The 24,015-nt window shown below is 64.8% G+C and carries 24 protein-coding genes; 18 read left to right on the plus strand and 6 right to left on the minus strand.

The genetic code is table 11. The features are described from left to right. Positions 1-12 precede the first annotated feature (12 nt). The 10 genes from MOV80_RS04770 to MOV80_RS04815 all read left to right on the plus strand — a co-directional run bounded on the left by MOV80_RS04770 (position 13) and on the right by MOV80_RS04815 (position 13,456). A complete protein-coding gene (locus tag MOV80_RS04770; RefSeq protein ID WP_211104322.1) occupies positions 13-1,344 on the plus strand; it encodes a 3-dehydroquinate synthase II in 1,332 nt (443 codons plus the stop codon). A gap of 63 nt (positions 1,345-1,407) precedes the next feature. Further along, positions 1,408-2,499 (plus strand): SDR family oxidoreductase, encoded by a 1,092-nt coding sequence (locus tag MOV80_RS04775; protein WP_191186122.1) that lies wholly within the window; start codon positions 1,408-1,410, stop codon positions 2,497-2,499. An 11-nt stretch (positions 2,500-2,510) separates the two neighbouring features. Continuing rightward, positions 2,511-3,944 (plus strand): hypothetical protein, encoded by a 1,434-nt coding sequence (locus MOV80_RS04780; RefSeq protein WP_162897151.1) that lies wholly within the window; start codon positions 2,511-2,513, stop codon positions 3,942-3,944. Continuing rightward, entirely contained in the window at positions 3,941-5,710 is a 1,770-nt protein-coding gene (locus MOV80_RS04785; protein WP_118268474.1) for a class I adenylate-forming enzyme family protein, read from the plus strand. Before MOV80_RS04780 ends, MOV80_RS04785 begins: the two co-directional genes overlap by 4 nt. Then, positions 5,671-6,915: a hypothetical protein gene (locus MOV80_RS04790; protein WP_118268473.1), complete on the plus strand. Its 1,245-nt coding sequence runs from the start codon at positions 5,671-5,673 to the stop codon at positions 6,913-6,915. The genes MOV80_RS04785 and MOV80_RS04790 overlap by 40 nt, the downstream gene beginning before the upstream one ends. Before the next feature lie 30 nt (positions 6,916-6,945). Continuing rightward, a complete protein-coding gene (locus tag MOV80_RS04795; RefSeq protein WP_118268472.1) occupies positions 6,946-7,686 on the plus strand; it encodes an ABC transporter ATP-binding protein in 741 nt (246 codons plus the stop codon). Between the two features lie 8 nt (positions 7,687-7,694). Then, positions 7,695-9,677, plus strand: a complete 1,983-nt coding sequence (locus tag MOV80_RS04800; RefSeq protein WP_162897150.1) for an outer membrane lipoprotein-sorting protein — start codon at positions 7,695-7,697, stop codon at positions 9,675-9,677. Positions 9,678-9,690: 13 nt separating this feature from the next. After that, positions 9,691-11,010: an FtsX-like permease family protein gene (locus MOV80_RS04805; protein ID WP_118268470.1), complete on the plus strand. Its 1,320-nt coding sequence runs from the start codon at positions 9,691-9,693 to the stop codon at positions 11,008-11,010. 37 nt (positions 11,011-11,047) lie between these two features. Continuing rightward, positions 11,048-11,860, plus strand: a complete 813-nt coding sequence (locus MOV80_RS04810) for an aldolase (protein WP_191186118.1) — start codon at positions 11,048-11,050, stop codon at positions 11,858-11,860. A gap of 51 nt (positions 11,861-11,911) precedes the next feature. Continuing rightward, positions 11,912-13,456: an AMP-binding protein gene (locus MOV80_RS04815; protein ID WP_205422964.1), complete on the plus strand. Its 1,545-nt coding sequence runs from the start codon at positions 11,912-11,914 to the stop codon at positions 13,454-13,456. Here the strand turns inward: MOV80_RS04815 and MOV80_RS04820 are convergent. Further along, entirely contained in the window at positions 13,445-14,185 is a 741-nt protein-coding gene (locus tag MOV80_RS04820; protein ID WP_118268468.1) for an autoinducer binding domain-containing protein, read from the minus strand. The two genes, MOV80_RS04815 and MOV80_RS04820, sit on opposite strands and share 12 nt — an antisense overlap. A gap of 375 nt (positions 14,186-14,560) precedes the next feature. On the opposite strand from MOV80_RS04820, the gene MOV80_RS04825 reads away from it, so the two are divergent. The 5 genes from MOV80_RS04825 (at position 14,561) to MOV80_RS04845 (ending at position 18,688) form a co-directional block, all read left to right on the plus strand. Next, positions 14,561-15,253, plus strand: a complete 693-nt coding sequence (locus tag MOV80_RS04825) for an iron-containing redox enzyme family protein (protein ID WP_205422963.1) — start codon at positions 14,561-14,563, stop codon at positions 15,251-15,253. An 85-nt stretch (positions 15,254-15,338) separates the two neighbouring features. Further along, the gene (locus MOV80_RS04830; protein WP_118268466.1) at positions 15,339-16,148 is read left to right on the plus strand and encodes an aldolase; all 810 of its coding nucleotides are present in this window, start codon (positions 15,339-15,341) and stop codon (positions 16,146-16,148) included. A 122-nt stretch (positions 16,149-16,270) separates the two neighbouring features. Beyond that, positions 16,271-16,888, plus strand: a complete 618-nt coding sequence (locus tag MOV80_RS04835) for a hypothetical protein (protein WP_118268465.1) — start codon at positions 16,271-16,273, stop codon at positions 16,886-16,888. Next, a complete protein-coding gene (locus tag MOV80_RS04840) occupies positions 16,885-17,952 on the plus strand; it encodes an alpha/beta hydrolase (RefSeq protein WP_118268464.1) in 1,068 nt (355 codons plus the stop codon). The genes MOV80_RS04835 and MOV80_RS04840 overlap by 4 nt, the downstream gene beginning before the upstream one ends. Positions 17,953-18,253: 301 nt before the next feature. Then, positions 18,254-18,688: a tetratricopeptide repeat protein gene (locus MOV80_RS04845; protein ID WP_240333844.1), complete on the plus strand. Its 435-nt coding sequence runs from the start codon at positions 18,254-18,256 to the stop codon at positions 18,686-18,688. 15 nt (positions 18,689-18,703) lie between these two features. Here MOV80_RS04845 and MOV80_RS04850 read toward each other — a convergent pair whose 3' ends face one another. Beyond that, entirely contained in the window at positions 18,704-19,123 is a 420-nt protein-coding gene (locus MOV80_RS04850) for a hypothetical protein (RefSeq protein ID WP_118268463.1), read from the minus strand. Positions 19,124-19,327: 204 nt separating this feature from the next. Here MOV80_RS04850 and MOV80_RS04855 point away from each other — a divergent pair, with 204 nt between their 5' ends. Then, positions 19,328-19,903: a YqiA/YcfP family alpha/beta fold hydrolase gene (locus tag MOV80_RS04855; protein WP_081575437.1), complete on the plus strand. Its 576-nt coding sequence runs from the start codon at positions 19,328-19,330 to the stop codon at positions 19,901-19,903. Positions 19,904-19,989: 86 nt separating this feature from the next. Continuing rightward, positions 19,990-20,964, plus strand: a complete 975-nt coding sequence (locus MOV80_RS04860; protein WP_118268462.1) for a quinone oxidoreductase — start codon at positions 19,990-19,992, stop codon at positions 20,962-20,964. Positions 20,965-20,992: 28 nt separating this feature from the next. On the opposite strand, the gene MOV80_RS04865 is transcribed toward MOV80_RS04860, so the two are convergent. The 4 genes from MOV80_RS04865 to MOV80_RS04880 are packed head-to-tail and all read right to left on the minus strand — an operon-like array spanning position 20,993 to position 22,873. After that, the gene (locus MOV80_RS04865; protein ID WP_081575439.1) at positions 20,993-21,706 is read right to left on the minus strand and encodes a YafY family protein; all 714 of its coding nucleotides are present in this window, start codon (positions 21,704-21,706) and stop codon (positions 20,993-20,995) included. A gap of 2 nt (positions 21,707-21,708) precedes the next feature. Next, the gene (locus tag MOV80_RS04870) at positions 21,709-22,161 is read right to left on the minus strand and encodes an EVE domain-containing protein (protein ID WP_081575440.1); all 453 of its coding nucleotides are present in this window, start codon (positions 22,159-22,161) and stop codon (positions 21,709-21,711) included. Next, entirely contained in the window at positions 22,158-22,526 is a 369-nt protein-coding gene (locus tag MOV80_RS04875; RefSeq protein ID WP_162897149.1) for a VOC family protein, read from the minus strand. Before MOV80_RS04875 ends, MOV80_RS04870 begins: the two co-directional genes overlap by 4 nt. Positions 22,527-22,552: 26 nt before the next feature. Continuing rightward, complete coding sequence (locus MOV80_RS04880; protein ID WP_118268460.1) at positions 22,553-22,873, minus strand: hypothetical protein; 321 nt, start codon at positions 22,871-22,873, stop codon at positions 22,553-22,555. A 255-nt stretch (positions 22,874-23,128) separates the two neighbouring features. Here MOV80_RS04880 and MOV80_RS04885 point away from each other — a divergent pair, with 255 nt between their 5' ends. Next, positions 23,129-23,854: an MgtC/SapB family protein gene (locus MOV80_RS04885; RefSeq protein WP_019103569.1), complete on the plus strand. Its 726-nt coding sequence runs from the start codon at positions 23,129-23,131 to the stop codon at positions 23,852-23,854. Positions 23,855-24,015 lie beyond the last annotated feature (161 nt).

Genomic DNA, 24,015 nt, shown 5'->3' on the forward strand with positions numbered 1-24,015 from the left:
CCGGGAACCACCATGGAACAAACCCTGAGCAAACGACCGTCCGCGAGCGCGGAAAAAACCGCAGTGGCCGACAAGGCTGCGGCCAACGACAAGCAGGCGGATCAATGCCATCCCACGACGCCGCGAGAGCCGGTGCCGCCGAGTAACGCCGCGCTGTCCCCGTTCACCACCGAGATGCGTAGCAACGACGGCAATGTGCTGTGGTACGACTCCAAGGTGTTGGCGGGGCTGGGTGAAGAGGGCTGCCGTGCCATCATCCAGCGTCTGGGCCAAGGCCGCTACAACGGCATCGTGCTCTACGCCGTCAATTTGAAAACGCTGAGCCAGGCGGTGTCGCCGCGCTTGCAGCGCGTGCTGCATGTCGAATCGGCCGAGCAGTGGGCCGAGTTGTCTGCGCAGATCGCGCCGACCGCCGGCAAGGAGCTGATCCAGGTATCGGTGATTTCCAGCAGCCAGCCCTCTTTGCTGGCCGCCGCCCGCGCCGCCGGTTTCCGCACCAGCTGGCGCGCCCATGTCGACAACGCGGTCTCCTTGCACGCCTCCTTCCACGATGGCATGCACTACGACTTCCTGATGGTGTCGTTCAAGGACCCCACCAATATTCCGCTGGAACTGGTGATCGCAGAGCTGCACAAGACCAATACCGTGCTGCTCAAGGAAGTGAACCAGGACGTGGATGACGCGATGATCGCGCAGGGCGTGCTGGAGCTGGGCAGCGACGGCGTGCTGGTGGCCTTTACCGATATGGAGCAGTTCGACCGCTTCGCCCACAAGATGGATGCGCAGGCCACGCCGCGCATCGATATTCAGGTGGGCGTCATCGAGCGCATCACCCACTTGGGTCTGGGCTACCGCGCCTGCATCGACACCACCCATATGTTCAACCCGGACGAAGGCATCCTGGTGGGCTCCACTTCCACCGGTGGGATTCTGTGCTGTCCCGAAGTCTTCCATCTGCCTTATATGGAACTGCGTCCGTTCCGCATCAACGCCGCCTCGGTACACAGCTATGTGTTCCAGGTCAATGACCGCACCAGTTATATCAGCGAGCTGCGCGCTGGCAGCGCGCTGACCACGGTGAACGCCCGCGGCGAAACCCGCCAGATCTTCGTCGGCCGCACCAAGACCGAAATCCGCCCGCTCTTGCTGATCGAGGCCACCTTCCCGCAAAACCGCAAGGTCAACATCATCATGCAGGATGATTGGCACGTGCGCGTGTTCTCCGACGACGCCAAGCCGCGCAATGTCACTGAGCTGAAGCCGGGTGACCGCGTGCTGGGCTTCGGCACTGAGCCGGGGCGCCACGTGGGTGTGAAGGTGGACGAACACATCATCGAACTCTGACCCGCAGCGGAAGCGTCCCGCACGGGGCGCTTCGACGGCTCATCGCGCAATGAGGAGCATCAAATGCATCAGATTCTGATTACCGGCGTCACCGGCTTTGTCGGCAGCGCCCTGGCGGCAAACTTCCTAGCGCGCGGCGCCCGCGTACTGGCCGTATCGCGCAACGACCCCGACGGTATGCGCACCATCAACGCGGTGGTGGCTGCGGCGCAAGGCTCCGGACTCGATATCCACGGCGTACTGGCGAACCATCTGGACGTCGTCAACGTCGACTTTTCCTACCTAGAAGACGTATTGGACGACGCAAAGCTTGCCGGCGTCACCGAGGTGTGGCACGTGGCAGCGGAAATGAGCTACTCCCCCCGCAAGCTGTCGCAATCCTTTGCCACCAACGTTGGCAACACCAGCCGGCTGTACGAATTGCTAAGCCGCAACGCTCCCGACTGCCGCCGTTTCTATTACGTCTCCACCGCTTACGTGGTGGGTATGGAAGGCGGCCTCGTCAAGGAGGAGCTGCACGCCTGCAGCCACATGATCAACACCTACCAGACGACCAAATGGAGCGCCGAGCACTCGTTGCATCTGCTGTTTCACCGTCACGGCCTGCCGGTCACCCTGTTCCGCCCCAGCATCGTGGTCGGCCACAGTCGCAGCGGTTGGGCGCTGCGCAACGGCTTTGGTTTTTACATGTTCCCCTGCGCCATGGTGGCTGCAGCCCAAGCCGGCCTCAAGGAGTTGGCGGTCGATTTGGTGGCCGACAGTCATCTGGACTGCATCGCCATCGACCAGCTGGCGGCAGACGCCTGCGCACTGACGCTGCGTGAGCAGCAGGGACGCGACTTCGAGGTGTTCCATTGCGCTGGCGGCAACGGTGCGCGCCTGGAGGAACTGGTGCACATGTGGGGCGAGGTGGCCGGTCTGCGCGCAGTGCTGGGCACGCCGACTTCGGCGTTGGAGCTGAAGTTCAATCGCGCGGTGGAGCCGAATCGTCCGTTCGCAAACCAGATATGGCAATTCGACCGAAGCCTGCTCGACGCCGCCACCGAACGCAGTACGCCGCTGTCACCGCTGTCGCTTGAGGCGTTGCGCACGATGTGCCTTTGGTATGCCGACGACGTCGCGGCTGAACAGGCCGCGATGGCGGAAGTGAACTGAGGAGAAACGCCGTGATCTCTCAGACCGCCACGCAACCTGTCCGCGCGACTGTTGCGGAGGCACGGCGACTTGATGCCTTGTCGGAGCTATTCGTCCACTTGGGCGAACTGACCAACGTCAACACCAACCAGATTCTCGTCGTTGAAGGCTGCCTGGACGCATCGCTGTTGGAACAAAGCGTGCGTCTAGCCATGTCCAGCATCCCACTGTTGCGCGCACAACCACGCCCTGGCCACGCCGAGCTGCGCACCGACGTCTTCATTCAGTTGCACCGCCTGGTAGCGCATCGCGAGTACGAGGGCCGCTGCGACCTCGGCGACGCCGCCTTGCGCCGGCTGCTGATGGATTTCAGTTTTCACAACAGGCTAAACTGGCGCGAGCGTCCGCCCATTCAACTGCTGCTGGTCACCTCGATGGATCGCGGCAGCAGCTGCGTCTATTTGAGTACGCACCACGGCGTGGCCGACGCGCGCAGCGACAGCCTGCTGTTTCGGCGCATCATCGATCATTACGCCCATTTGAGCGGCGCGACGGCCATGCCGCCCGTCATCAAACCGCTGCCTTTCAATACCCTGCCCGAGATCCGGCCGGATTGGTATCGTCCACTGGCGCGAACCATGCGCTGGCTACGCGGCTTTTGCAGTGTGGCCGCCGATTTGGTGCACCGAGATATCGGCTTGCGCGTGCCTTTGACCGGCTCGCGCTGGGAGGGGCGCGCCGCACAAGCGGATATCGGCGAGTTGGATTTTTTTCACAGCGTCATCCCCGAGGCACTGTCCGCTCGGCTGGCGCGCGTGGCGCGCGCGAGCGGCGTCACCCTCAATACCTTGCTGTGCGCCGCGCTGGCACGGCATCTCGAACAAAGCAATGGGCATGGCCGGGGTATGTTGAGAATCACCTGCGCCGTCAGTCTGCGCCGGCTGATCGACGAACATTACGACCAAAGCTTCCGCAATTATCTGGTGCCCAGCAAGATCCGCATCCGCCAGGGGCTCGCGGCGAGCGCGCTGGTCCATGCCGTGCATCGGGCCATCGGCGCGGCGCGGGCGGATCGGCAAGTAAGCGACGAACTCGGCCGGCTGGAATCTCTGCTGCTGGCGCTGCGCATCCCATCGCTGCACGGCCTCGCACGCAAACTGCTCGACTATTGCCAAGGCACCAACGTCTGCTACTCCAACCCCGGGCGCATCGAGGAGGATTTCTCGAGCTTCGGTTCACCGCGGCACCCCACCCGGCAGTTCATCGGCTTTGGCTGCGTGGTGCCACCGTACGACTTCATTCTCTATACCCCAACGGTCAATGGACAGATGCAGCTGGACGTGGTCTACCGTCGCGCCGCATTCAGCGATATCGGCCAGCAATTCGCCGCGCCTCTGCTGAATCGACTGCAGCGATTGCTCGACGAACTCGAGCTGACTCTCTATCCCGGACGGATGCCGCCATGAGCTACTTCTTTGCCACCCTCGCTTTCGCCGTGCTGGGCTACCTTATCTTCGCTTTCGTCCATTTGGGGTTTCCTGTCCGGCTAACGCTCTTGGTCCGCTGGGACAACCGTATCGACACCGTGCTCGAAACCGCCGCGCGGCGCCATGGCTTACGCGAGTTGATCGAGTTGGCCCGGCCGCTGCGCTGGACCGACCGCCGGGTCTGGACCGCCGGGCAATTGCTCGACACCGTCAATGCGTTGTCCGCTTGCTGGCACAGCCTGGGCGTGGCGCCCGGCGATCGGGTGGCTATCTATAAAGCCAACGACTTCGACTATTTCCTGTTCTCTGTCGCCGCTATCCGACTTGGCGCCATTGCCGTGCCGATGAACGCCAACGTACCGCCCGAGACCGCCGGCCTGTACCTGTCCCGGGTCGGTGCCAGCCTGTTGATCGCCGACTGCGTCAACTGGGAACGCGTGCGTCCGTACATACCGGCCTGCGTTCATCAAGCCGTGCTGGCCGATGGACTCGCACCGGCGGCAGAAGGTTGCGTCCACGCGCTGTCCGAACTGCTGCGGCAGTGCCCCCGAACCGTGCCGCGCGCGGCGCGAGGCCCCGACGATCCGCTATACATTGTCCATACTTCCGGCACGACCGGCACTCCCAAAGGCGTCATACTCAAGAGCGAGGGCATCGCCCAATCGTTACGCTCGACCATGCTGTTCAACCTGATATCGCCGCGCGACCTGGCATGCTTCGCCTTGCCGATGAACCATCAGGTATCGCAGCTTTATCTGCACAACACCCTGCTGATAGGTATGCGTTGCATCATCAATGGCGACCTGGACGCGCAGGGCCTGTTGCGGCAGTTGGAACAGCGGCTTCCAACCGTATTCTTCAGCTTCCCTATCACCTACACCCAGCTGATGATCGCCGGCGCCGCCAAGCGACCACTGAGCAGCGTGCGCATCTGGGGTTCCACGGCCGACGCCAGCCATGAAGTCCAGCAACGGACGTTCTTGCCCAAAGGTTCGTTTTTCCGGCGATTGGGCCTGCCGGTCAGCGGCTCGCTGTTCATCGACGGCCTGGGCTCCAGCGAGGTGGGCATCGCCGCCTTGCTGCGCATCGCCACGCCGTGGACCCGTTGTTTCGATCGCCGCGTCGGCCGCAAGACGCCGCTGGGGCCGCAGATCAAGGTAGCGGACAGCGAGGGGTTGCCGGTGGTCAAGGGTCGTCCCGGCCTGCTGATGATCAAGGGCAAGAGCATGTTCGGCGGCTACTGGAACGCGCACGACGTACTGTACGCCTCCTCTCGCGACGGTTGGTGGTTCACCGGCGATGTGGTGCGCGAGGCCGCCGACGGAGAAATGATCCACCTGGACCGCGAAGTGGACGTGATCCACGCCTCGGACGGGGCGGTATATACCCTGCCGCTGGAAGAGGTGCTGCTCAAGCGCGATGGCGTGCTGGACGTCTCGGTGTTCGGCGTGCGGCCGGAGCCGGGCGCGCCGGAGCGTACGGCGGCGGCGGTGGCCTGGCGCGAGGACGCCGCGCCGGTGGCGGCGGATGTCCTGCTGCGGGAACTGAACCGCCAACTGGGGCCGGAGCAGCAACTGGCCCATCTGTGGGTCCTGCCCTGGGAGGACTTCCCCATCGGCGCCACCGGCAAAACCCTGAAACGCCGCCTGCGCGAGCGCTACAACGCGCAATTACAGGCTTCCGCCACCGCCACCGAGAGTCTGGCATGCGCAGCCGTTTCCGTTACCGAATTGCGGCCGTCCTGAGCTGCGCGCTGTTGGCGCTGGGCGCCGACGCGAGCCGGGCCGACGGTGTCGTCGAGGCGGCCGGCGGTCTGCGGCTTGAGCATGACGCGCTGCTGCAGCTGATCCATGAGAGCGGCCGGCTGTATCCGGCGCTGGGCGGCGGCGTCAGTCGGCTCAGCGGCGTCGAGTTGAGGCTGGATCTGCGCCTGAAATGCGAGGGCGGCGCCTGCGACGGCAGCCGCGCGGTGTTGAAGCCGCGCTTCTGGCTGGATGAGGAGTCCAAGCCGGACGCGCTGCAGTCGCAGCGGCCGGAGCCGTTGATGGAAGGCTACGCCATCGTGCCGGTGGGCCGCGGCGAGATCGGCGCCGGCAAGCGTCTGCTAGGTTGGGGGCCATCGATGTTGTACAGCCCCACCAACCGGCTGTTTCCGGACAACGGAGCGGTGACGCCGCGGCGTGAAATCGCCGGCAAGCCGATGGCTTTCGCCAGCCTGCCGCTATCCGAGCGCGGCCGGCTCAATCTGCTGGCGGCCAATCCCAATCTGGACCCGGAGCCGGGCGTCCGCGACAGCAACGGCCTGTTCATGCTGGCGCGTGGCGAATGGAGCTGGATAGACCAGCCGGCGGCCACTGTGGGCGCGGTGCTCGCCGGCGGCGGCGGTTTCCAGCCGTATTTCGGCGGCTATGCGCAGTACGGCCTGAACGACGCCTGGACCCTCAGCGGCGAGTTCGCAGCCTCGCGTGGCTACGCGCGCCGCGACACGGCCGGACCGTGGTTGGCCCAGGACGACGAGAGCTGGCGCTGGGACGGCACGCTGGGCCTGCGCTACGGCCTGGCTTCCGGCGCCGAGATCGGCCTGGAGCTGATTTACAACGGCTACGCGATGACGCCAGAGGAGTGGGCCAATCCGCTACGGGCCGCGGCGCCGTCCAGCGGCAGCAAGCCCTCGCACAACCGGCCGCTGCATCCGTTCGCGCAGCAGCGTTACGCGCTGCTGCAGACCACCTGGCCCAAGCTGTTCGGCGATCGGCGCTGGGGACTGACCGCGCGCTGGCAACAGGGGCTGGACCGGCCCAGCTCCGACGCCTTCGTCGAGCTGTCCTTCAGCCCCGGCGACGCCGCCACCGTTTACCTGGGCGTGTCGCGCAGCCGGGTGACGGACGATTTGAAGCAGACCAGAGCGTTGCCGCGCAACGCCTACCTGGCGCTGGAAATTCATTTCTAAACCTGATCAAGACCTTATCGGAGGATTGCCGTGTACCTAGTTGAATTTGCATCGGTCACCAAGCGCTACCAGCTTGGCGATGTCGAGGTGGTGGCGCTCGATGGCGTCGACTTCCACGTCCAGCCCGGCGATTTCGTCGCCATCACCGGCCCCAGCGGCAGCGGCAAGACCACCATGCTCAATCTGATCGGCTGCCTGGACTCGCCCTCGGACGGGGAGATGAGGGTGATGGGCAAGGCGGTCAACGCCCTGAGCGAGCCGGCGTTGGACCAGCTGCGCAGCCGCACCTACGGCATGATTTTCCAGAACTTCAACCTGATCCCGGTACTGACCGCGGAGGAAAACGTGGCCCTGCCGCTGCATCTGCACGCGTTGTCGCGGCAGGAAACGCGCCAGCGCGTCGCCGAGGCGCTGCGCGCCGTGGGCCTGGAGCGCTTCGCCGGCTTCCGTCCGGACCAGCTCTCCGGCGGCCAGCGCCAGCGGGTGGCGGTGGCGCGCGCGCTGGTGACGCGCCCGCAGCTGATCCTGGCGGACGAACCCACCGCCAGCCTGGACACCGCCAACGCCATCGCGCTGGTGGAACTGATGAAGCAATTGAACGCTGAGCAGGGCGTGACCTTCGTGTTCTCCACCCATGACGACCGGCTGCTGCAGCATGTCCGTCGCATCGTGGAGCTGCGCGACGGCAAGCTGTCGGTGACCCGCGAGCCGCAAGCGGCCGCGCCGCGCGACGGCCTTGTTCCGCAAACCGACCGTCAAGAGGTGATGTGATGTGGGGAATGGCATTTCGCAATCTGTACCGCGACCGGCGCCGCACGCTGGCCACGGTGGTGGCGGTGGGCGTCGGCTTGCTGGCCGTGTTGCTGTTTCTCGGCTACATCCGCTTCGTCGAAGGCTCGCTGGCCTCGGTGGTGATCTATCGCGACGCCAACGCGCATGTGCAGATCTACCGCAAGGACGGACCGGAGCAACTGGCCGCGACGCCGGCGCAGTATTCGCTGGACCGCGCCGAGCAGCGGATGCTGCATAAGCAGGCGCAGGAACTGGCGCACTTCCGCCGCGTGTCGGACCAATTGGTCGGCGTCGGCATGGTCAATGCCGGCGGCGAGAACGCGGTCTTCCTCGGTCGCGGCATCGACCCGGCCTTCGAGGCCGCGCTGCAGGCGGAAAGCCCGCTGGCCGCGCCGCCGTCGGCGCTGGGCCGCGACGGCCTGTTGCTGACCCGCCAGTTGCAGGACTTGCTGGGCGCGCCGGCCAAGGGTGGGGACTTGCAGCTATTCGGCGCCTCCTATTCCAACCGCCTCAATGCGGTGGAGGCACCGTTGAGCGGCGAGTTCTCCACCGGCATCGAGGCGATCGAAGACAAGGGCCTGAAAGCGCCTCTCAATCTGCTGCAATCGTTGTACGACACCGACGCGGTATCCCGCGTGGTGATCCAGCTGGACGACCGCGGCAACGCCGTCGCCTACCGCGACGCGCTGGCGGCGCGGCTGGAGCGTCAGGCTCCGGGCCGCTATGAGGTGACCACCTGGAATCACCCGCAGATCGGCCAGCTTTACGTCAGTTTCATGGGCTTCTTCAACATGGTGTTCGCCTTCACCGGCACCGTGGTGTTCGTGATCGCCCTTACCACCATCCAGCACACGGTGGCCATGAACGTGGCCGACCGCACACGCGAAATCGGCATGCTGCGCGCCATGGGCTTCAGCCGCGGCAAGATCGCCGGCCTGTTCGTGCGGGAAAGCGTGCTGACCACACTGATAGCGGCCTGCGTGGCCCTGGGACTCGCCTATATGACTATTTACGGAATCCTCTCCGCCAATCTGCAAACCCAATTGCCGCGTATCGCCGAACCGGTGAAGCTGGCGCTGGACCTGCCGCTGGGCTGGGCGCTCGCCGCCAGCGTCGTGACGGCGCTGGGCATCGCGCTGGGCGCGGCCGTCACCGCGCGCAAACGCATCGGCGGCGAAGTGCGGGCCAAGGGCAAATCAGTGCCGCTGACCCGGCTGCTGGCTACCACCTCCTGCCTGATGCTGGCCACCTTGCTCACCGCCAGCCTGGCCCACGCCGAAGACGCGCCCAGCGAAGCGACCATGCGCGACTGGCTGCGCAAGGCCGACCGAGCCCGCGGCGGTTGGGGCGCTTACAAGTGGTCATTGAGCATCCATACCGAAGACCCGGCTGGCGCGACCACTACCACCTACGACATTGTGGTGCGCGATGGCAAGGCGCTGGCGCGCACGGTGGAGCCTAAGCGTTACCAGGGCGAGAAAATCCTGATCGCCTCGCGGGCGATGTGGTACGCCAAGCCCGGACTGCGCAAGCCAGTCAGCATCAGTCCGCAGCAGCGGCTGGTGGGCGAGGCCGCTAATGGCGACATCGCTGCTACCCAGTACGCGCGCGACTACTCCCCGGCCTACGCGGGCAGCGCCCAGGTCAACGGAGTGGACTGCCACAAGCTCAAGCTAGCCGCCGCCACGCCGGGCGCCACCTACGAGAGCATTGTTTATTACCTGGACAAGCGCAGCCTGATGGGTGTGAAGGCGGATTTTCTGACCGCCGGCGGGGCGGTATTCAAGACCGCCTCCTTTGAGTATGGCAACAAGGTCAAGGTCAACGGCCGCGAGCAACCCTTCGTATCCACCATGAAGATCGTCAACGCCAACTTCCCGGACCGCTACAGCCGCCTGCAATACGGCCAGGTGGCGCCCAGCAATCCGCCGGACAGCCTGTTCGCGCTGGATACGCTGATGACCATGTGAGAGAGGCCGCGAGATGAACGCCAAATTGTTATTGAGCATGTCGCTGCGCAATGTGCGGCGGCAGGGACGCAAATCCGTCGGCACCCTGGTGGTGATGGCGGTGTCCATCCTGGCCCTATGCCTGTTGGCCGGCTACACGCAGTCCAATGTGGAACTGATCCAGAACGCCTTCATGCGCTGGGGAGCGCGCGGCCATCTGGTGATTGAGCGGCCGTCGTCGCAGCTAGCCAGGGAAGTGGAGGGCGCCGGCCAGAATCCGATCACCGCCGCGATGCAGAGCGACATCGACCGGGTGCTGTCCAAGGATGCGGATGTGGCGGCTCGGGCTCGCATCCTGCGTATTTCCGGCATGGTGTCCAATGCCCGCGTCAGCACTATCTTCGCCGGCATCGGCCAGGACGTGCAGGAAGTGCGCCGCATCAAGGGCCCGGCCTATGAGTACGACGTGGTAGCAGGCACGCCGCTGTGGCAGGAAACCCGCGCCCATCCGCTGGTGTTGGGCCAGGGCCTGGCCGCTATTCTGGGCTGCGAAGTGCCCAAGGTCGGCTTCGCCCCGGCGCAGCCGGGCCAGACCCCGGCCTCGCGGCCGATGCGTTGCCCGCCCGGGCCGCTGGAACTGATGGTGTCCACTCGCGGCGTCGCGCGCATCAACGCCACCCAGGCGTTGCCGACCGGCATCATGGATTGGGGCATCAAGGAAATCAACGACCGCCTGGTGGTGATGCCGATGGCCGAAGCCCAGGCCCTGCTCAACACCCGCGAAATCAGCGAATACCACGTGTTGTTGGCCGATGGCGCCGGTCTGGACGCCGTGCGCGACCGACTGTCCGCCAAACTCAAGGCCGCCGGCCTCGACGTCACTGTGTTCCGTTGGTCCGACCGCGCAGCCTTTTATCAGCAGTTCAAGGCGGTGCTGGGTGGCTTTCTCAACTTCATCGCCATCGTCGCCGGCATCGTCGGCTTCACAAGCCTGCTCAACGCCAGCTATATGAACTTCGCCCAACGCGCCCGCGAATTCGCCACCCTGCGCAGCCTGGGCTTCACCCGCCGCTTCGTGATGACGCTCACCGCGCTGGAGAACAGCTGGCTGGCCGCGGCCGCGGCGCTGGCTGGCATTGCTTGCGCGCTGGGCGTCACTTGGGCGGTGCGTGCGGCCAAGATTATGTGGATCCCGCCCGGCTCCAGCAATGCGGTGCCGGTGGAGGTGGCCTGGGTGGCGCCGGTTTACGCCCTGACTCTGGCGGGCGTGGTCATCCTGGCCGCGCTGGCCAGCACGATTCCCACTCGCAAGATCCTGCGCCGGCCGATCCGTTCAGTGCTGAGCGAAGGCTGATCCCCCGTTGGACACACACAGCAGCAAGGAGGCTTAAATGACTGAAATGGCACGCAAACGTCGCTGGTCCCGTTTTGTAGACCGGCAATCCGGCAAGGCCTTGATCGTTCCCATTGACCATGGCCTGACCATGGGCCCGTTGGACGGCCTGAACCGGGTGGAGGAGGTGCTGCGCTGGCTGGATCCGGAGGTGGTGACCGGCATCGTCGCTCACAAGGGTTTCGCCCAGCGGCTGGGCGGGGCGCCCGGCTGCGGCCTGATGATTCACCTGAACGGATCGCTCAATATCGGCGCCACTCCGGACGTCAAGCAGATGGTGACCAGCGTGGAAGCCGCGGTGCGCCTGGGCGCGGACGCGGTGTCGATCCAGACTAATTTCTCCGCCGACACCGCAGGCCACAACCTGCAATTGATCGGCCAGGTGGTGGACCAGGCCCACGCCTACGGCCTGCCGGTGCTGAACATGGTCTACGACAAGGGACCGCTGGCGGGCAAGGCGCTTAACCATTTGCGCCATTTCATGCGCGCGGCGGTGGAGTTGGGCGTGGACGCGCTGAAAGTGGCGGCGCCGGAAGACCTGAACGTCATCCCGGAATTGGTGGACGGCATCCAGGAGCACACCCCGGTGTTGTTCGCAGGCGGCGCGCTGGCCGATGAACTGGCCTTGCTGGAGCTGGCCGCGGCGGTGGTCCGCCACGGCACCGGCGGCATCTGCGTGGGCCGCAATGTGTTCCAGCGGCCCAATCCGCTGTCGACGATGACCCGGCTGCGCGACTTGTTCCGCTGCGGCGTGCCGGTGTTGGACTACCGCCGCCTAGCGCAGCCGGAAGCCGAAGCGCTGGAAAGCTGAGCGCGCGCCGCCAACGGCGGCCCGCATTTTCAAATTTGCGAGGTTCAAGACATGTCTATTGACTCCAGCCCCGGTTGCGTCGACCTGATGGTGGACCGCCATGTGCGCGCCGGGCGCGGCGATTGCGTCGCCCTGATCGAACGCGGCGCGGAAGGCCGCCGCGTCCTCAGCTATCGCCAATTGCAGGCCTTGAGCCTGACGGCGGCGCGCGAGTTGGATCTCCTGCTTGCCGGCCGCCGCCCGGGGCAGCGCGTGGCGCTGGTGGGGTCGGCGACGCTGGAGACGGTGATCTACTGGCTGGCGGCCATGCGTTCGCAGCGGCTCGCCTTCATGGTGCACCCGGATCTGCCGGCCGAACACTATGAAGACCTGTGGCAAAGCTATGACCCGGACCTGATTCTGGCCGACCGCACCGCGCGCCAGCCGCGCGCCGAAGCGATGACCGACCTGGCGACGCTGGCGGCGCGCAAGAGCGCGCCGACGGCGGCGCACGCGGTCGGGGACATCGAAGCCAGTTTCGATCTGAGCCCGGCGTTGGTGCTCGCCACCTCCGGCTCCACCGGCCGGCCCAAGTTGTGCGCGCATTCTCACCGCTCGTTCTGGGAGTTCGAGCGCACCGTGACCCGGCCGATGTGGGGACTGTGCGCCGAGGACAGGGTGCTGGCCAGCACCGGGCCGTTCTTCTCCTTCGGCCTACAGGGGCTGCATGCGCCGCTCAGCGTCGGCGCCAGCGCGGTGCTGCTGCCGGAATGGGGGCGTCACGCCGATTTTCTCGACGCCATCGAAGCCGAATCCGTTACCGCCTTCCTGGCGGTGCCCACCCTGTACCACCTGCTGATGGCGCGGGCGGAGCGGGCTTACGACTTCAGCGCGCTGCGGCTGTCCTTTTCCGCCGGCGAACGCCTGCCGCCGGCGATCCGTCAGCGCTGGGAAGCCTGGACCGGTTCGCGGATGCTGGACTCCATCGGCACCACCGAAACCTTCGCGCCCTATCTGTCCGAAACCGTCGACGGCGGTGCCGGCCTGCGTCGCGTCGAAGGCTTCCGTTACCTGGAAACGCCGCATGCCGGAGACGCCGACGCGCCGTCCGAGGCCTTCACCCTGGACCTGTCCGGCGGCTGTATGATGCTGGGCTATTTGCGGCCCGGCGAAGCCGGCACCATCGAAACGGCGCCGGCCAGTTTCCCCACCCGCGATCTGTTCGTGCGCGCCAGCGAGGGCCTGAGTTTTGTCTCGCGCGACAGCGAACGCATCAAGGTGGCCGGCTACTGGGTCAGCCCGCAGGAGCTGGAAGCTTTCCTGCTGGACGACAAGCGGGTGTTGAAGGCGGCGGCGTTGCCGGTGGTCACCGCTGAAGGGCTGACCCGGCTGCGCGCTTACGTGGTGACCACGGGCAGCGGTTGCAGCGGTGCCGCATTGGTGGAGGACCTGCTGAGGCGTGTTCAGCACGAATTGTGGCCCAAGGCTTTGCGTCCAGACCGCATTGAGCTGGTGGCCGACATCGCCACCACGCCCAGTGGCAAGCTCAGGCGTCAGGAACTGCAAGGTCTAGTTAACCCTTCTGTGGCCATTGCCGGCGTGGTACTAGCTGATTGAATCAGGGGGGATCAAGCCTTGGGCCAAGGCTCGGGCCACGGCTTGGCTGCGGTTGGATACCTTCAACTTGTTGATGATGTTGCGGATATGAAAATTTACCGTGGACTCGGAGCAGCGCAGGATGCGCGAGGTTTCCCAGGAGGTTTTACCGGCGGCGGCCCAGCGCAGGCATTCGTGCTCGCGCTGGGTCAGGTTGACCGCGGTGGCCTGGCTGGCCTCTTCGATACGGCAGACGGCCTCGTAAGCGTAGGAGCACAGCAAGTGCACTGTCGGCGTCAGCGTTTGCAGCCATTGGTCGGTGCGCGCGTCGGCGCGGGCGTCGCAGGCCACGGTCATCATCATCTGCTGGTTGCGGCCGACTCCGCGCAAAGAGGCGGCCACGCCGGCGGAAACACCGTAGGCGGACGCTTCTTCGAACAGGTGCTGGGCGGCTTCGTCCTCAAAGCGGCCGCGGTGCCAGATCAGCGGCACCGCTGACTGCCGGCAGTGGCGTACCACCGGATCGCGCTTCACCCATTCCAGTCGCGCGTAACGTTCCATCCAGACTGCTGGGTAGTTAGTTTCCACGCGAGGTGCGGGCGTGTCGCCATTCACGGATTCAATGCCGATCAGGAAGAAATCCATCCCAATGTTGGAGACCAGTTGTTGGCAGCGCTGCTTAAGCTGCTCAGTCGTTGTCGTCGATAGCAAGTCGGGTAAAACGCGGATGACATGTTTTTGTGCGGGCATCTGACATTACTCTGACTTTCAACTGTGAATCGGAGGGCAAAACCCAATAACACGGTGGATAGACCTGTAAGAACGCTATCCGTATGTGTTGCAATCCATGTTCATAAAAATCAACATGTTAGCAGAATAATTAAAATATTAAAAATAAGAAAGCTGTAAATGAAATGATTTCATAAACAAGAATAAAACTAATAACAATAGTTTGTGAGTGCTTATTTCATGCCGGTTTTGGAGGTGGGGCTGATGTCTAATAGCCGGACCATATTCCTAGGCTCGCTGCCGTGGAAGGTTGTACCACTGTCTCAACGTTATATGGGTTGGTCCGACAGGACCTTTTCAAATCCTGATTTTGGAGCAGACATTATGAATATGCAAATGGCCATTTTAGAAGAAAGCAAAGAGCAACTGGTAGTACGCCTCCGTTCCCATTCCTTCCTGACGCGCTGTCGCGCCGGCGAAGTCTCGCTCGACGAACTGAAGATCTTCCTGGTGCAGCAAGGCTTGTACAGCGCCTACTTCACGCGCTACCTGTGCGCGATGATGGCCAATCTGCCCAGCAACGAGGAAGTGCTGGAACTGGCGGAAAACTTGTTCGAGGAACTGGGACTGGCGCCGAACAGCCCGCGGCCGCATCATCTGATCTACCGCGAAATGCTGGAGCATTACTCGGTGTCGCTGGACGGCGCTCAGCCGCTGGCCGGCACGCGCCGGCTGATCGACAGCATGTTCCAGCATTGCCGCAACCTGAACCCGGCAGCGGGTCTGGGAGCCTTGTGTCTGGGCGCTGAGGGACTGGTGCCGCCGATGTACGGCGACATCATCCTCGGCTTCGAGGCGCTGGGCGCGGCGCGGCGCGACCTCGAGTTCTTCCACATCCATGTGGAGTGCGACGACGGCCACGCCGAAACCATACGCGACATCATGCTGGACATCGCCAGTTCGGCGCCGGAGCAGATCGACCTGATGTTGCAAGCGGGCCATCGCCTGGTGGACGCGCGCCTGGAGTTCTTCAGTTCCATCGAGGCCGCGCATCGGGAGGCGTCGCACGCCCAGCCCGCCATCGCATGAGCGCGGCCCTCCCGTGCCGGGAGGAGTTCCGCATTCGGGCCGGCCTCGCGCGGAGTGGCAGGTTCTTGTCGAGAAAGGAGACGCCATGACCGACACTATGGCAATGGACAAACAGAGCCTGATCGAACGGGCGAAGACGCAGATGCAACACCACCTGGGGGTGCAGGACTGGTCGCTGCGCGAAAAAGTGGCGCTGACCTGTCGCATCCTGTTCGCGCAGGGCCATGATTCCGGTCTGGCCGGCCAAATCACCGCGCGGGCGGAACGGCCGGGTGAATACTACACCCAGCGGCTGGGTCTGGGCTTTGACGAAACCTCCGTCGGCAACCTGCTGCGGGTCAACGCCGACTTGGATGTGCAGGAGGGCGACGGTATGGCCAATCCGGCCAATCGCTTCCATAGCTGGATCTATCGGGCGCGGCCAGATGTGCGCTGCATCATCCACACCCACCCAGTCCACGTTTCGGCACTGTCTATGTTGGGCCGCCCGTTAAAGATAGCCCATATGGACGCCTGCATGCTGTACGAAGATGTAGCCTTTCTGCCGCAGTGGCCCGGCGTGCCGGTGGGCAACAGCGAGGGCGAGATCATCAGATGCGTGTTGGGGGACAAGCGCGCGGCGCTGCTGGCCCACCACGGCCTAGTGGTGGCCTGCCGTTCGGTGGAAGAGGCCTGCATGATGGCGATCCAGTGCGAACGCGCTGCTCGGCTGCAACTGCTGGCGGAAGCGGCGGGAGAGATCCGCGAAGTGGAGCCGGAGTTGGCACGGGAAGCGCATGACTGGATTCTGCAGGACAAGCGCTCCCAGGCTGGCTTCGCCTACTACGCGCGCCGCGCGCTGCGTACGCTGGAGGCCGGGGCCGAGCATCCGCTGGCGACCTCGCCCACGGCATGAGCGTCGATGCCATCCTGCTTTCAGTTAGACCCGGAAGCTCAATCCCGGGCAATAAGCTGCGAGACTGGCCGGAGCCGCGTCCGCGCCGGCCGGCTCACGTCTTTCGCCGAAAAAGGGGTCGTATGTTGCACAAGTTACACCGCCTGTCCGCCAGTCTGATCAGCTTGTACATCCTGTTCCACCTGCTCAATCACCTGACCGCCTTGGCCGGTATCCAGGCCCATATCGACTATATGCGGGCCTACCGCCTGTTGTACCGCTTCCCACCGGTGGAAACCCTATTGCTGGCTTGCGTGCTGTTCCAGACGGGCTCTGGCCTGTATTTCGTGTGGGCGCGGCGAGGCCGGCGGCAGGGCTTTTTCGACCACGCCCAAGCTTGGTCCGGTCTGTACCTCGCTTTCTTCCTGCTGTTCCACCTCAGCGCGGTGCTGTACGGCCGCTGGGGGCAAGGCGTGGATACCAATTTCTATTTCGCCGCCGCCGGTCTGAACCTGGGCAATTACTTCCTGTTCTTCATGCCCTATTACTTCTTGTCCATCGTCGCCTACTTTACTCATATCGGCTGCGGGCTGCGCTGGTTGTTGCAAACGCGGTTGGGGCCGCGCGGCTGCGACCGGCTGGCCGGTGGGATGATGGCGGTCGGCGCGCTGCTGTCCGGCATCATCATCGCCACCTTCAGCGGTGCTTGGTATCTAGTTTCAATTCCGTCGGCATATCAATTCGCAGGGCTGGCTCGATGAGGACGCCGACGCTGGCACAAAGACTGGAGCGAGCGCTGGCGCGCCGCGCGTTGCGGCTGCCCGGCCCCTTGCTCAAGGCGCTGGCCGGCACGCCATGCCGCGTCGACGGGCTGACGCTGAACCCTCAGTTGCAATTGGTGCTGCGGTTGCGGCGCTTGGGCCGCAAGCGCGGCTGGCATCGTCTCGGCGTGGCTGCCGCGCGGCGTGAGCTGGACTGGGAAGGAGGCTTGCTGGCCCAAGTGACGCCACAACGCGTGCTGGTCGAGGACGCGGCGCTGGCGGGGCCCGCCGGCGCGATCCGCGTGCGCAGCTACCGGCCAGCGGGCTTGGCATTGCCGGCGCCGACGCTGGTGTTCTATCACGGCGGCGGCTTCGTGGTGGGCTCGATCGAATCGCACGACCTGCCTTGCCGCGCGCTGGCCGTCGATGTGCATTGCCAGGTGATCTCGGTGGATTACCGGCTGGCGCCGGAACATCCCTTCCCCGCCGGGGTGGAGGACGCCATCCACGCTTTCCGCGCGCTGGCGGCGGACTGCGTCGCCTGGGGAATGGATCCGGAGCGGCTGGCGGTGGGCGGCGACAGCGCCGGAGGCAATCTCGCCGCCGTGGTGGCGCTGGCCACGCGCGGGGACGCCACGCGGCCGCGCCTACAACTGCTGTGGTATCCGGTGGTGGACAATAGCGCCGGCTTTCCTTCCATCCAGCGTTTTGGCGACGGTTTCTACCTGGAGCGGGCCGCCATGGACTGGTGCGTGCGCCACTACACCGGCGGTGGCCAGCTGCGCCATCCGCAGGTATCGCCGCTGTTCGACGAGCTGGACGGCGCGCCGCCGGCCTATATTCAAACCGCTGGCTTCGATCCGCTGCGCGACGAGGGCGAGGCCTACGCCGCCAAGCTGGCGGCCGCCGGCGTGTCGGTCCGCTGCGAGCGGCAAGCGGGGCTGATCCACGGCTTCTTCAACATGGCCGGCGGCATCGACGAAGCCGCCGCCGCCTTCGCCGACGCCGTGGCCGCGCTGCGTCGGGCCTGGCTAGTCGAGGTGGAGCCTGAGCCGGCGATATAAGCGGCGGCGCGCGCCGACTTATTCTGCAAGAAGCTGTTCAAGGCCTGCGCGCATTCCCGCTCGCAAGGCGGGGAACAGCTTGGCAGTGTCCAGCGGAGGCGAAGATGCGAAACGTAATACGGTGGATCGTGGTGTGCTGGGCGATGACGGCGGCGGCCGAGGTGCCGGGCTGGGCCAGCTATCAGCATGGGGACTACGCCGCCGCGCGGCGGCAGTTCGAGCAGGCGGCTGAGGCCGGCGATCGGGTGGCGGCTTTCGACCTGGCGATGATGGACTGGCGCGGCGAGGCGAGGCGGGAGCGGTGGACCAGAAGCGGGCCCTGCGCTGGCTGCGGCGCGCCGCGGACCTACGTTTGCCGCAGGCCCAGCACGCCTTGGGAGTGTTGTACGAAAACGGCCAGCAGGTGGCCAAGTCGCAAGCCGAGGCGACGCGTTGGTTCCGGTCGGCCGCGGATCAAGGCTATCTGCCGGCAGAGTTGGATCTGGGCACTCAGTACTTCCTCGGTCGCGGCGTGGCCAAGGATTACCGGCTGGCGGCGTATTGGTACGAGAAGGCCGCCCGGCAGGGTGACGTGGGCGCGCAGTATCTGATCGCCAGCATGTACGAGCATGGCGACGGGGTGGAGCGGGACTTGCCGGCGGCGATCCGCTGGTACGCCAAGGCGGCCGCGCAGGGCGATGTCGGCGCCAGGCTCAAGGCCTTGGACCTGGCCAAGCGGGCCAAGCCGCCGGCATGACGGCTTGAAACCTGCTCAGGCGCGGGCCGGGCCGCGGCGCATCGACGCCAGGCACTGGCAGGCGGCCTGCCAATCCTGAACGCCGCGCAGGCCGCGCACGATGATGCCGGCCAGAGTGTCGTTGCAGGCGTCCGGGCCGAATTGCATCAGCATTTCATGCAAGGCGAAATGCAGGGAGGCATTGTGCTGAAGCAGCAAGCTAACCTGTTCATGGACGAAGCCGTCCACCGTGGCCTGGCCGTCGCGGTCCACGTGGACATGGTGGCGCGGACAGAAGCCGGAACGGATCAGCGCCTGGTCCGCGCGCACGTCGTCGAGAAAAGCCTGCGCGCTGTGGTGCAGAAAGCCGCACGCCATGATCAGGCTGGCTACGGAGTAGGGTTTGGTGGTGGTGGCGTCGGCGACGAGGGCGTTGTCCGGCAAGGTGGCAAGCATTTATGTTCTCCTGTTATCTTTGTAAACCGCGCTTAAGTGGCATAAATCGTCGGTTTTATTATTTTTTCCGCGTTTTTGTATCATTCATGCGAATGTATTGGCAAGCCCGTCAAAAGGACGGTTGCCAGCCGCGGCTGCCAGGGTTTTTCTTGGGACGATGGCCATTTAGAATGAACCCTTTATTTACTGTTTGTTCCCATCCGCATGCACATTGTCTACCTGCACGGCTTCAATTCCGGTCCTCAATCGTTGAAGGCGAACGAAACCGCCGCTTATTTGCAACAGAACGCGTTCGATGCGACCTTGCATTGCCCGCAGTTGTCGCCGCATCCGGCCGAGGCGATCGAGCAGGCGTCCGCTCTGGTGGCGTCCTTGCCGGACGACACCTTGCTGATCGGCAGTTCGCTCGGCGGTTATTACGCTACCTTTTTGGCCGAGCGCCATCAACGCCCGGCGGTGCTGATCAATCCGGCGGTGCGGCCTTACGACGATTTGGCGCGTTTCATCGGCGAGCAGACCAACCCTTACACCGGGGTGGTCTACACCTTGAGCGACGTCGATATGCACGCCTTGCTGGCGCAGCGCGTGTCACAGCCGTCCGCGCGCCGTTACTGGCTGCTGTTGGGCAGTTGCGACGAGGTGCTTGATTGGCGCGAAGCGGCGGCGCTGTATCTGGACTGCCGCCAGACAGTGTTCAACGGCGACGATCATAGGCTTGAAGCCTGGCCGCGCATCCTGCCGGAAGTGCTGGCTTGGGGGCGCGGGCAATTCTTGGTCTGATGTAGAAACAGTCTGTTCTGCGACAGCGGCTTGCCTGGGACGGCGGCGCCGTCGCACACTGGATTTTTTGAGCCTAGGAGGCCGCCATGACTCAAGCCATCGTTTTCTCTCACACCGGCGGGCCGGAAGTGCTCGGTCTGCAAAGCCAGGAGCTGACCGCTCCGGGACCGGGTCAGGCGCGGGTGCGTCATACCGCCATCGGCGTCAACTTCATCGATACCTATCAGCGCAGCGGTCTGTATCCGTTGCCGCTGCCGTCCGGACTGGGCCAGGAGGCGGCCGGGGTGGTGGAAGCGTTGGGGCCGGGGGTGTCCGGTCTGGCGGTGGGAGACCGCGTTGCGTACGCCGGAGGCCCGCTGGGCGCTTATAGCGCCGAACGCTTGCTGCCGGCGGCGGTGCTGGTGAAGATTCCAGACGGCATCAGCGACGAATCCGCCGCCTGCATGATGTTGCAGGGCATGACTGTGGAGTATCTGGTGCAACGCACCTACCCGGTGAGGCCGGGCCAAACCGTTTTGTGGCACGCGGCCGCCGGCGGAGTGGGACAGATCGCGGTGCAGTGGCTGACGGCGCTGGGCGCGACGGTGATAGGCACCGTTGGTTCCGACGCCAAGGCCGACATCGTGCGCGGCCTGGGCTGCCAGCATGTGATCAATTACAGCCGCGAAGACGTGGTGGCGCGAGTCAGCGAGATCACCGGCGGACAGGGCGTGCCGGTGGTCTATGACTCGGTGGGCAAGGATACTTTCCAGATATCGCTGGCTTGCCTGAGTCCGCGCGGCATGTTGGTCAGCTTTGGCAACGCGTCCGGCGCGGTGCCGCCGTTCGCGCCTTTGGAGCTGACCAGTCGCGGCTCGCTGTTCTTTACCCGGCCTAAGCTGGCCGATTACATCGCCAGCCGCGCGGAGCTGGAGGCTTCGGCCCAGGCGCTGTTCGAACGGGTGGCGGACGGCAGGATCAAGGTGGCGCCATCGCATCGCTATCCTCTGGCCGAGGCGGCGCAGGCGCACCGCGATCTGGAAGGACGCAAGACCAGCGGCTCCATCATCCTGCTGCCTTGAACGGGCAGCGACGCCGGTCAGGCGTCGCTTATTCTTGGTGCCAGGGTTGGCGCTGGTGTCGCTCCAGCCAAGCCAACGCCCGGCCGTCGCTGTCGACATGGCCCAGATAGCCGGCCAGGCTGACGTCGGGCGGGCAGCTTAGGTTGGTGTCGCGCCAGCTTTGCAGCCGGTCCACGCGGAAGCTGCGGTAGTCCAGGCGCAGGCCGCACCAGGCGGCCAGCAGCCAGCGGTCGCCCCAGAAAAACAGAGCCAGCGGCAACAGCGCACGTTGGCTGTCGCGGCCGTTTTCGTCGCGGTAATCCACCCAAAGCGCTTGGTGGGAGACGATGGCGTCGCGCAGCGGCGCCAGCCGCTCGCGCGGGTAATTGCCCGCCGTGGGCGCGTACAGCGGCTCCGGCGGCAGGCCGGAGGACCCCAGCACCGCGTGGATGCGGCCCAGCGCCGATTGCGCCGCGGCGGCGGTGTCCCGGTCCGCCCAGGCCGCCAGCATGCGCGCGCCCACTTCCAGCGCCGCCAGTTCGCGCGCGGAAAACGCCACCGCCGGCGGCGTGAAGCCGGCTTCCAGCCAATAGCCCTCGCCGGCTTCGCTGTTGAGCGGCGCGCCGCTGGCCATCAGATCCGCCATATCGCGGTAGACAGTGCGCGGCGTCACTTCCAGCCATTCGGCCAACTGCCGGGCAGTGGTGCGGCGGCGGCCGCGCAGCAGCAAGAGGATTTGAACCAGTCGGTCGGCTCGGCGCATATTTAGTCGGGTTCCCGCAGCATGGATGGCGGCAGTGTCGCCCGCATCGCGCGCGCGATCAACAGGAAATCGGCGCGGCCGATTTCCAGGTGGCCGAAGCGAAAGGCGTAGCCCCAGCGCGCCGGATCCGCGATGAAGGTCAATTGGCCGAGCAGCGGCCGGATTTCGGCGTCCTCTGCCGGCCAGAACGCGATGTTCCGCCGGTAGGGCTCGAAATCGGCGCTGACCCGGAACGGGTAGACTCGGTCGTCCATCGCCTGGCCGATGGCGGTGAAGCGCTGGCAGGGCTCGCGCCCTTCCAGGCTGAGCACCGGCGAGTAATAGATCAGGCCGTCGCCGGCCGCCATCCGCCTGAGCGGCGCGGCCTTGCCGTGGCAGAGCTGGGCGAAGCCGCCGGCCAGCCCGCGCAGTACATGGTCGCGGCTGGCCACGCCTATCCAGTAGCGTCGGCTCATGTGGCGCTGTGCAGGCCGATCAGATTGCCTTCCAGATCGGAAAACAGTGCGATGTGCCCCCAGGTTTCCGGCAAGGGGGTCTTGGGCTGCACCACGATGCCGCCGGCGGTTTTGACCCGTGCCAGCGTGGCGTCCAGATCGGCGCCGCCATCCAGATAGACGCGCACGCCGTCTACGTGGGGGCGGGCTTGCGGGCAGCTCAGCAATGCGCCGCCGCAACTGTCGTCGGTTTTGGGAAACAGCGCCATGCGGGCGTTGTCGAAGCTCTCCTCATGCAGCGCCACCTGCAATACCTGCTGATAGAAGGCGACGGCGCGCTCGAACTGGGTCACGGGAATTTCAAACCAGTGTAGGAAAGGGGACATGGTTAACTCCTTGTAGGGGGTACGGCTTATAGGCAGTGATAAAAGTCCATGTGGCCGGTATCGGCGGCAATGGCGGCGAGAAAATCGCGGCAGGCGGGCTCCGCCGGCCATTGCGCGCACAATTGCCGCGCGCGTTCCGGGCTGTCGGCCAAGGTAAGGTGGACGAAGCGCCGTTCCTCTCCGCGCAGCAGCGCGTAGCCTTGGTAGCCGGTTTCATGGCGGAGCCAGTCGGCGTCGATTTGCCGGGCGGCGTGTTGCAGTTCGGCTTCGGATACGCCTTCTTTTAGTTCGAAACTGGCGATTTCCAAGCCGTGTCCGGCGGGAAGCTGAAATAGAGGGGTGCGCATGTTGAGGCTCTCCGTGGTGGATACGCGGGTCGGCTCAGGGCCGTGACGCCAGTGTGCGGCTCCCCTGCTGACAGCGTGCTGTCAGTAGCAATCCGCCGCCGCCAATTTTGTTGCTTGGGCGGGAGCGCGCATGGCTCGGCGCGTAGAAATCGCCTGGTCGGACACGACCCGCTCACGCGGATGTGGCAAACTGCCTGACTGTTTCCCGGCATGCCGGGACGGCTACTTTTCAATCGACCGCAGGAGGAATAACAAGTGGAAACCTTACTGCAGTTTCTGGGCTTCAACGGGTCTGGTCTGCTGCAAACCTTGCTCAGCCTGTTGACGGCTTTCATTCTGGGCTCGGCCATAGGCTATGAGCGCCAGTTCCGTCAGCGCACCGCCGGCCTGCGCACCAATACCCTGGTGGCGGTGGGCGCGGCGGCCTTCGTCGACATGGCGCTGCAGCTGGACGGCACCGGCGGCGCGGCGCGAGTGGCGTCCTACGTGGTGTCCGGCGTTGGTTTTCTCGGTGCCGGCACCATCATGAAAGAGGGCTTGAACGTGCGCGGTTTGAACACCGCGGCGACCTTGTGGGGCTCGGCGGCAGTCGGCGCCAGCGCCGGCGCGGGTCAGATTCCCCAGGCTTTTCTGATCACGCTGTTCGTGTTGGCCAGCAACACCTTGCTGCGTCCGGTGGTGAACTCGATCAACCGCAAGCCTATCGACGACGAAACCAGCGAAGTCACTTACCAGTTGTGCGTGATCTCTAGCCGTTCCGGCCAGAAACACGCAATGGCCTTACTCAGCGACCTGCTTGAGGAGTCCAAGTATCCGGTGGGGGATCTGGACGTGGAGCCCTTTGGCGACGACGAGGTGGAGATGACCGCCACCTTGCTGTCCACCTCGGTGGAGTGGGAAGAACTGGAGGAGATCGCCGCCAAGCTGGTGGCCCAGCCTTTCATCAGTCAGGCGTATTGGAATCCCAGTACTTCGGAGTGAGAAGGATGGGGAAAGATCAAGCCCTGGGCCGCTTGCCGGTCCAGGGCTTTTTTATGGGCGGGAGAGCCTGTTCAAAGTCTTGAGAGCAAGACAAGACGAAACCCGCTGAGAAAGCAGAATGTACGCGTGGTACATGAGCGTTTCAAAGCGGGTTTCAACCC

Source organism: Chromobacterium sp. IRSSSOUMB001, from assembly GCF_023507765.1.
Lineage (GTDB): Bacteria > Pseudomonadota > Gammaproteobacteria > Burkholderiales > Chromobacteriaceae > Chromobacterium > Chromobacterium haemolyticum.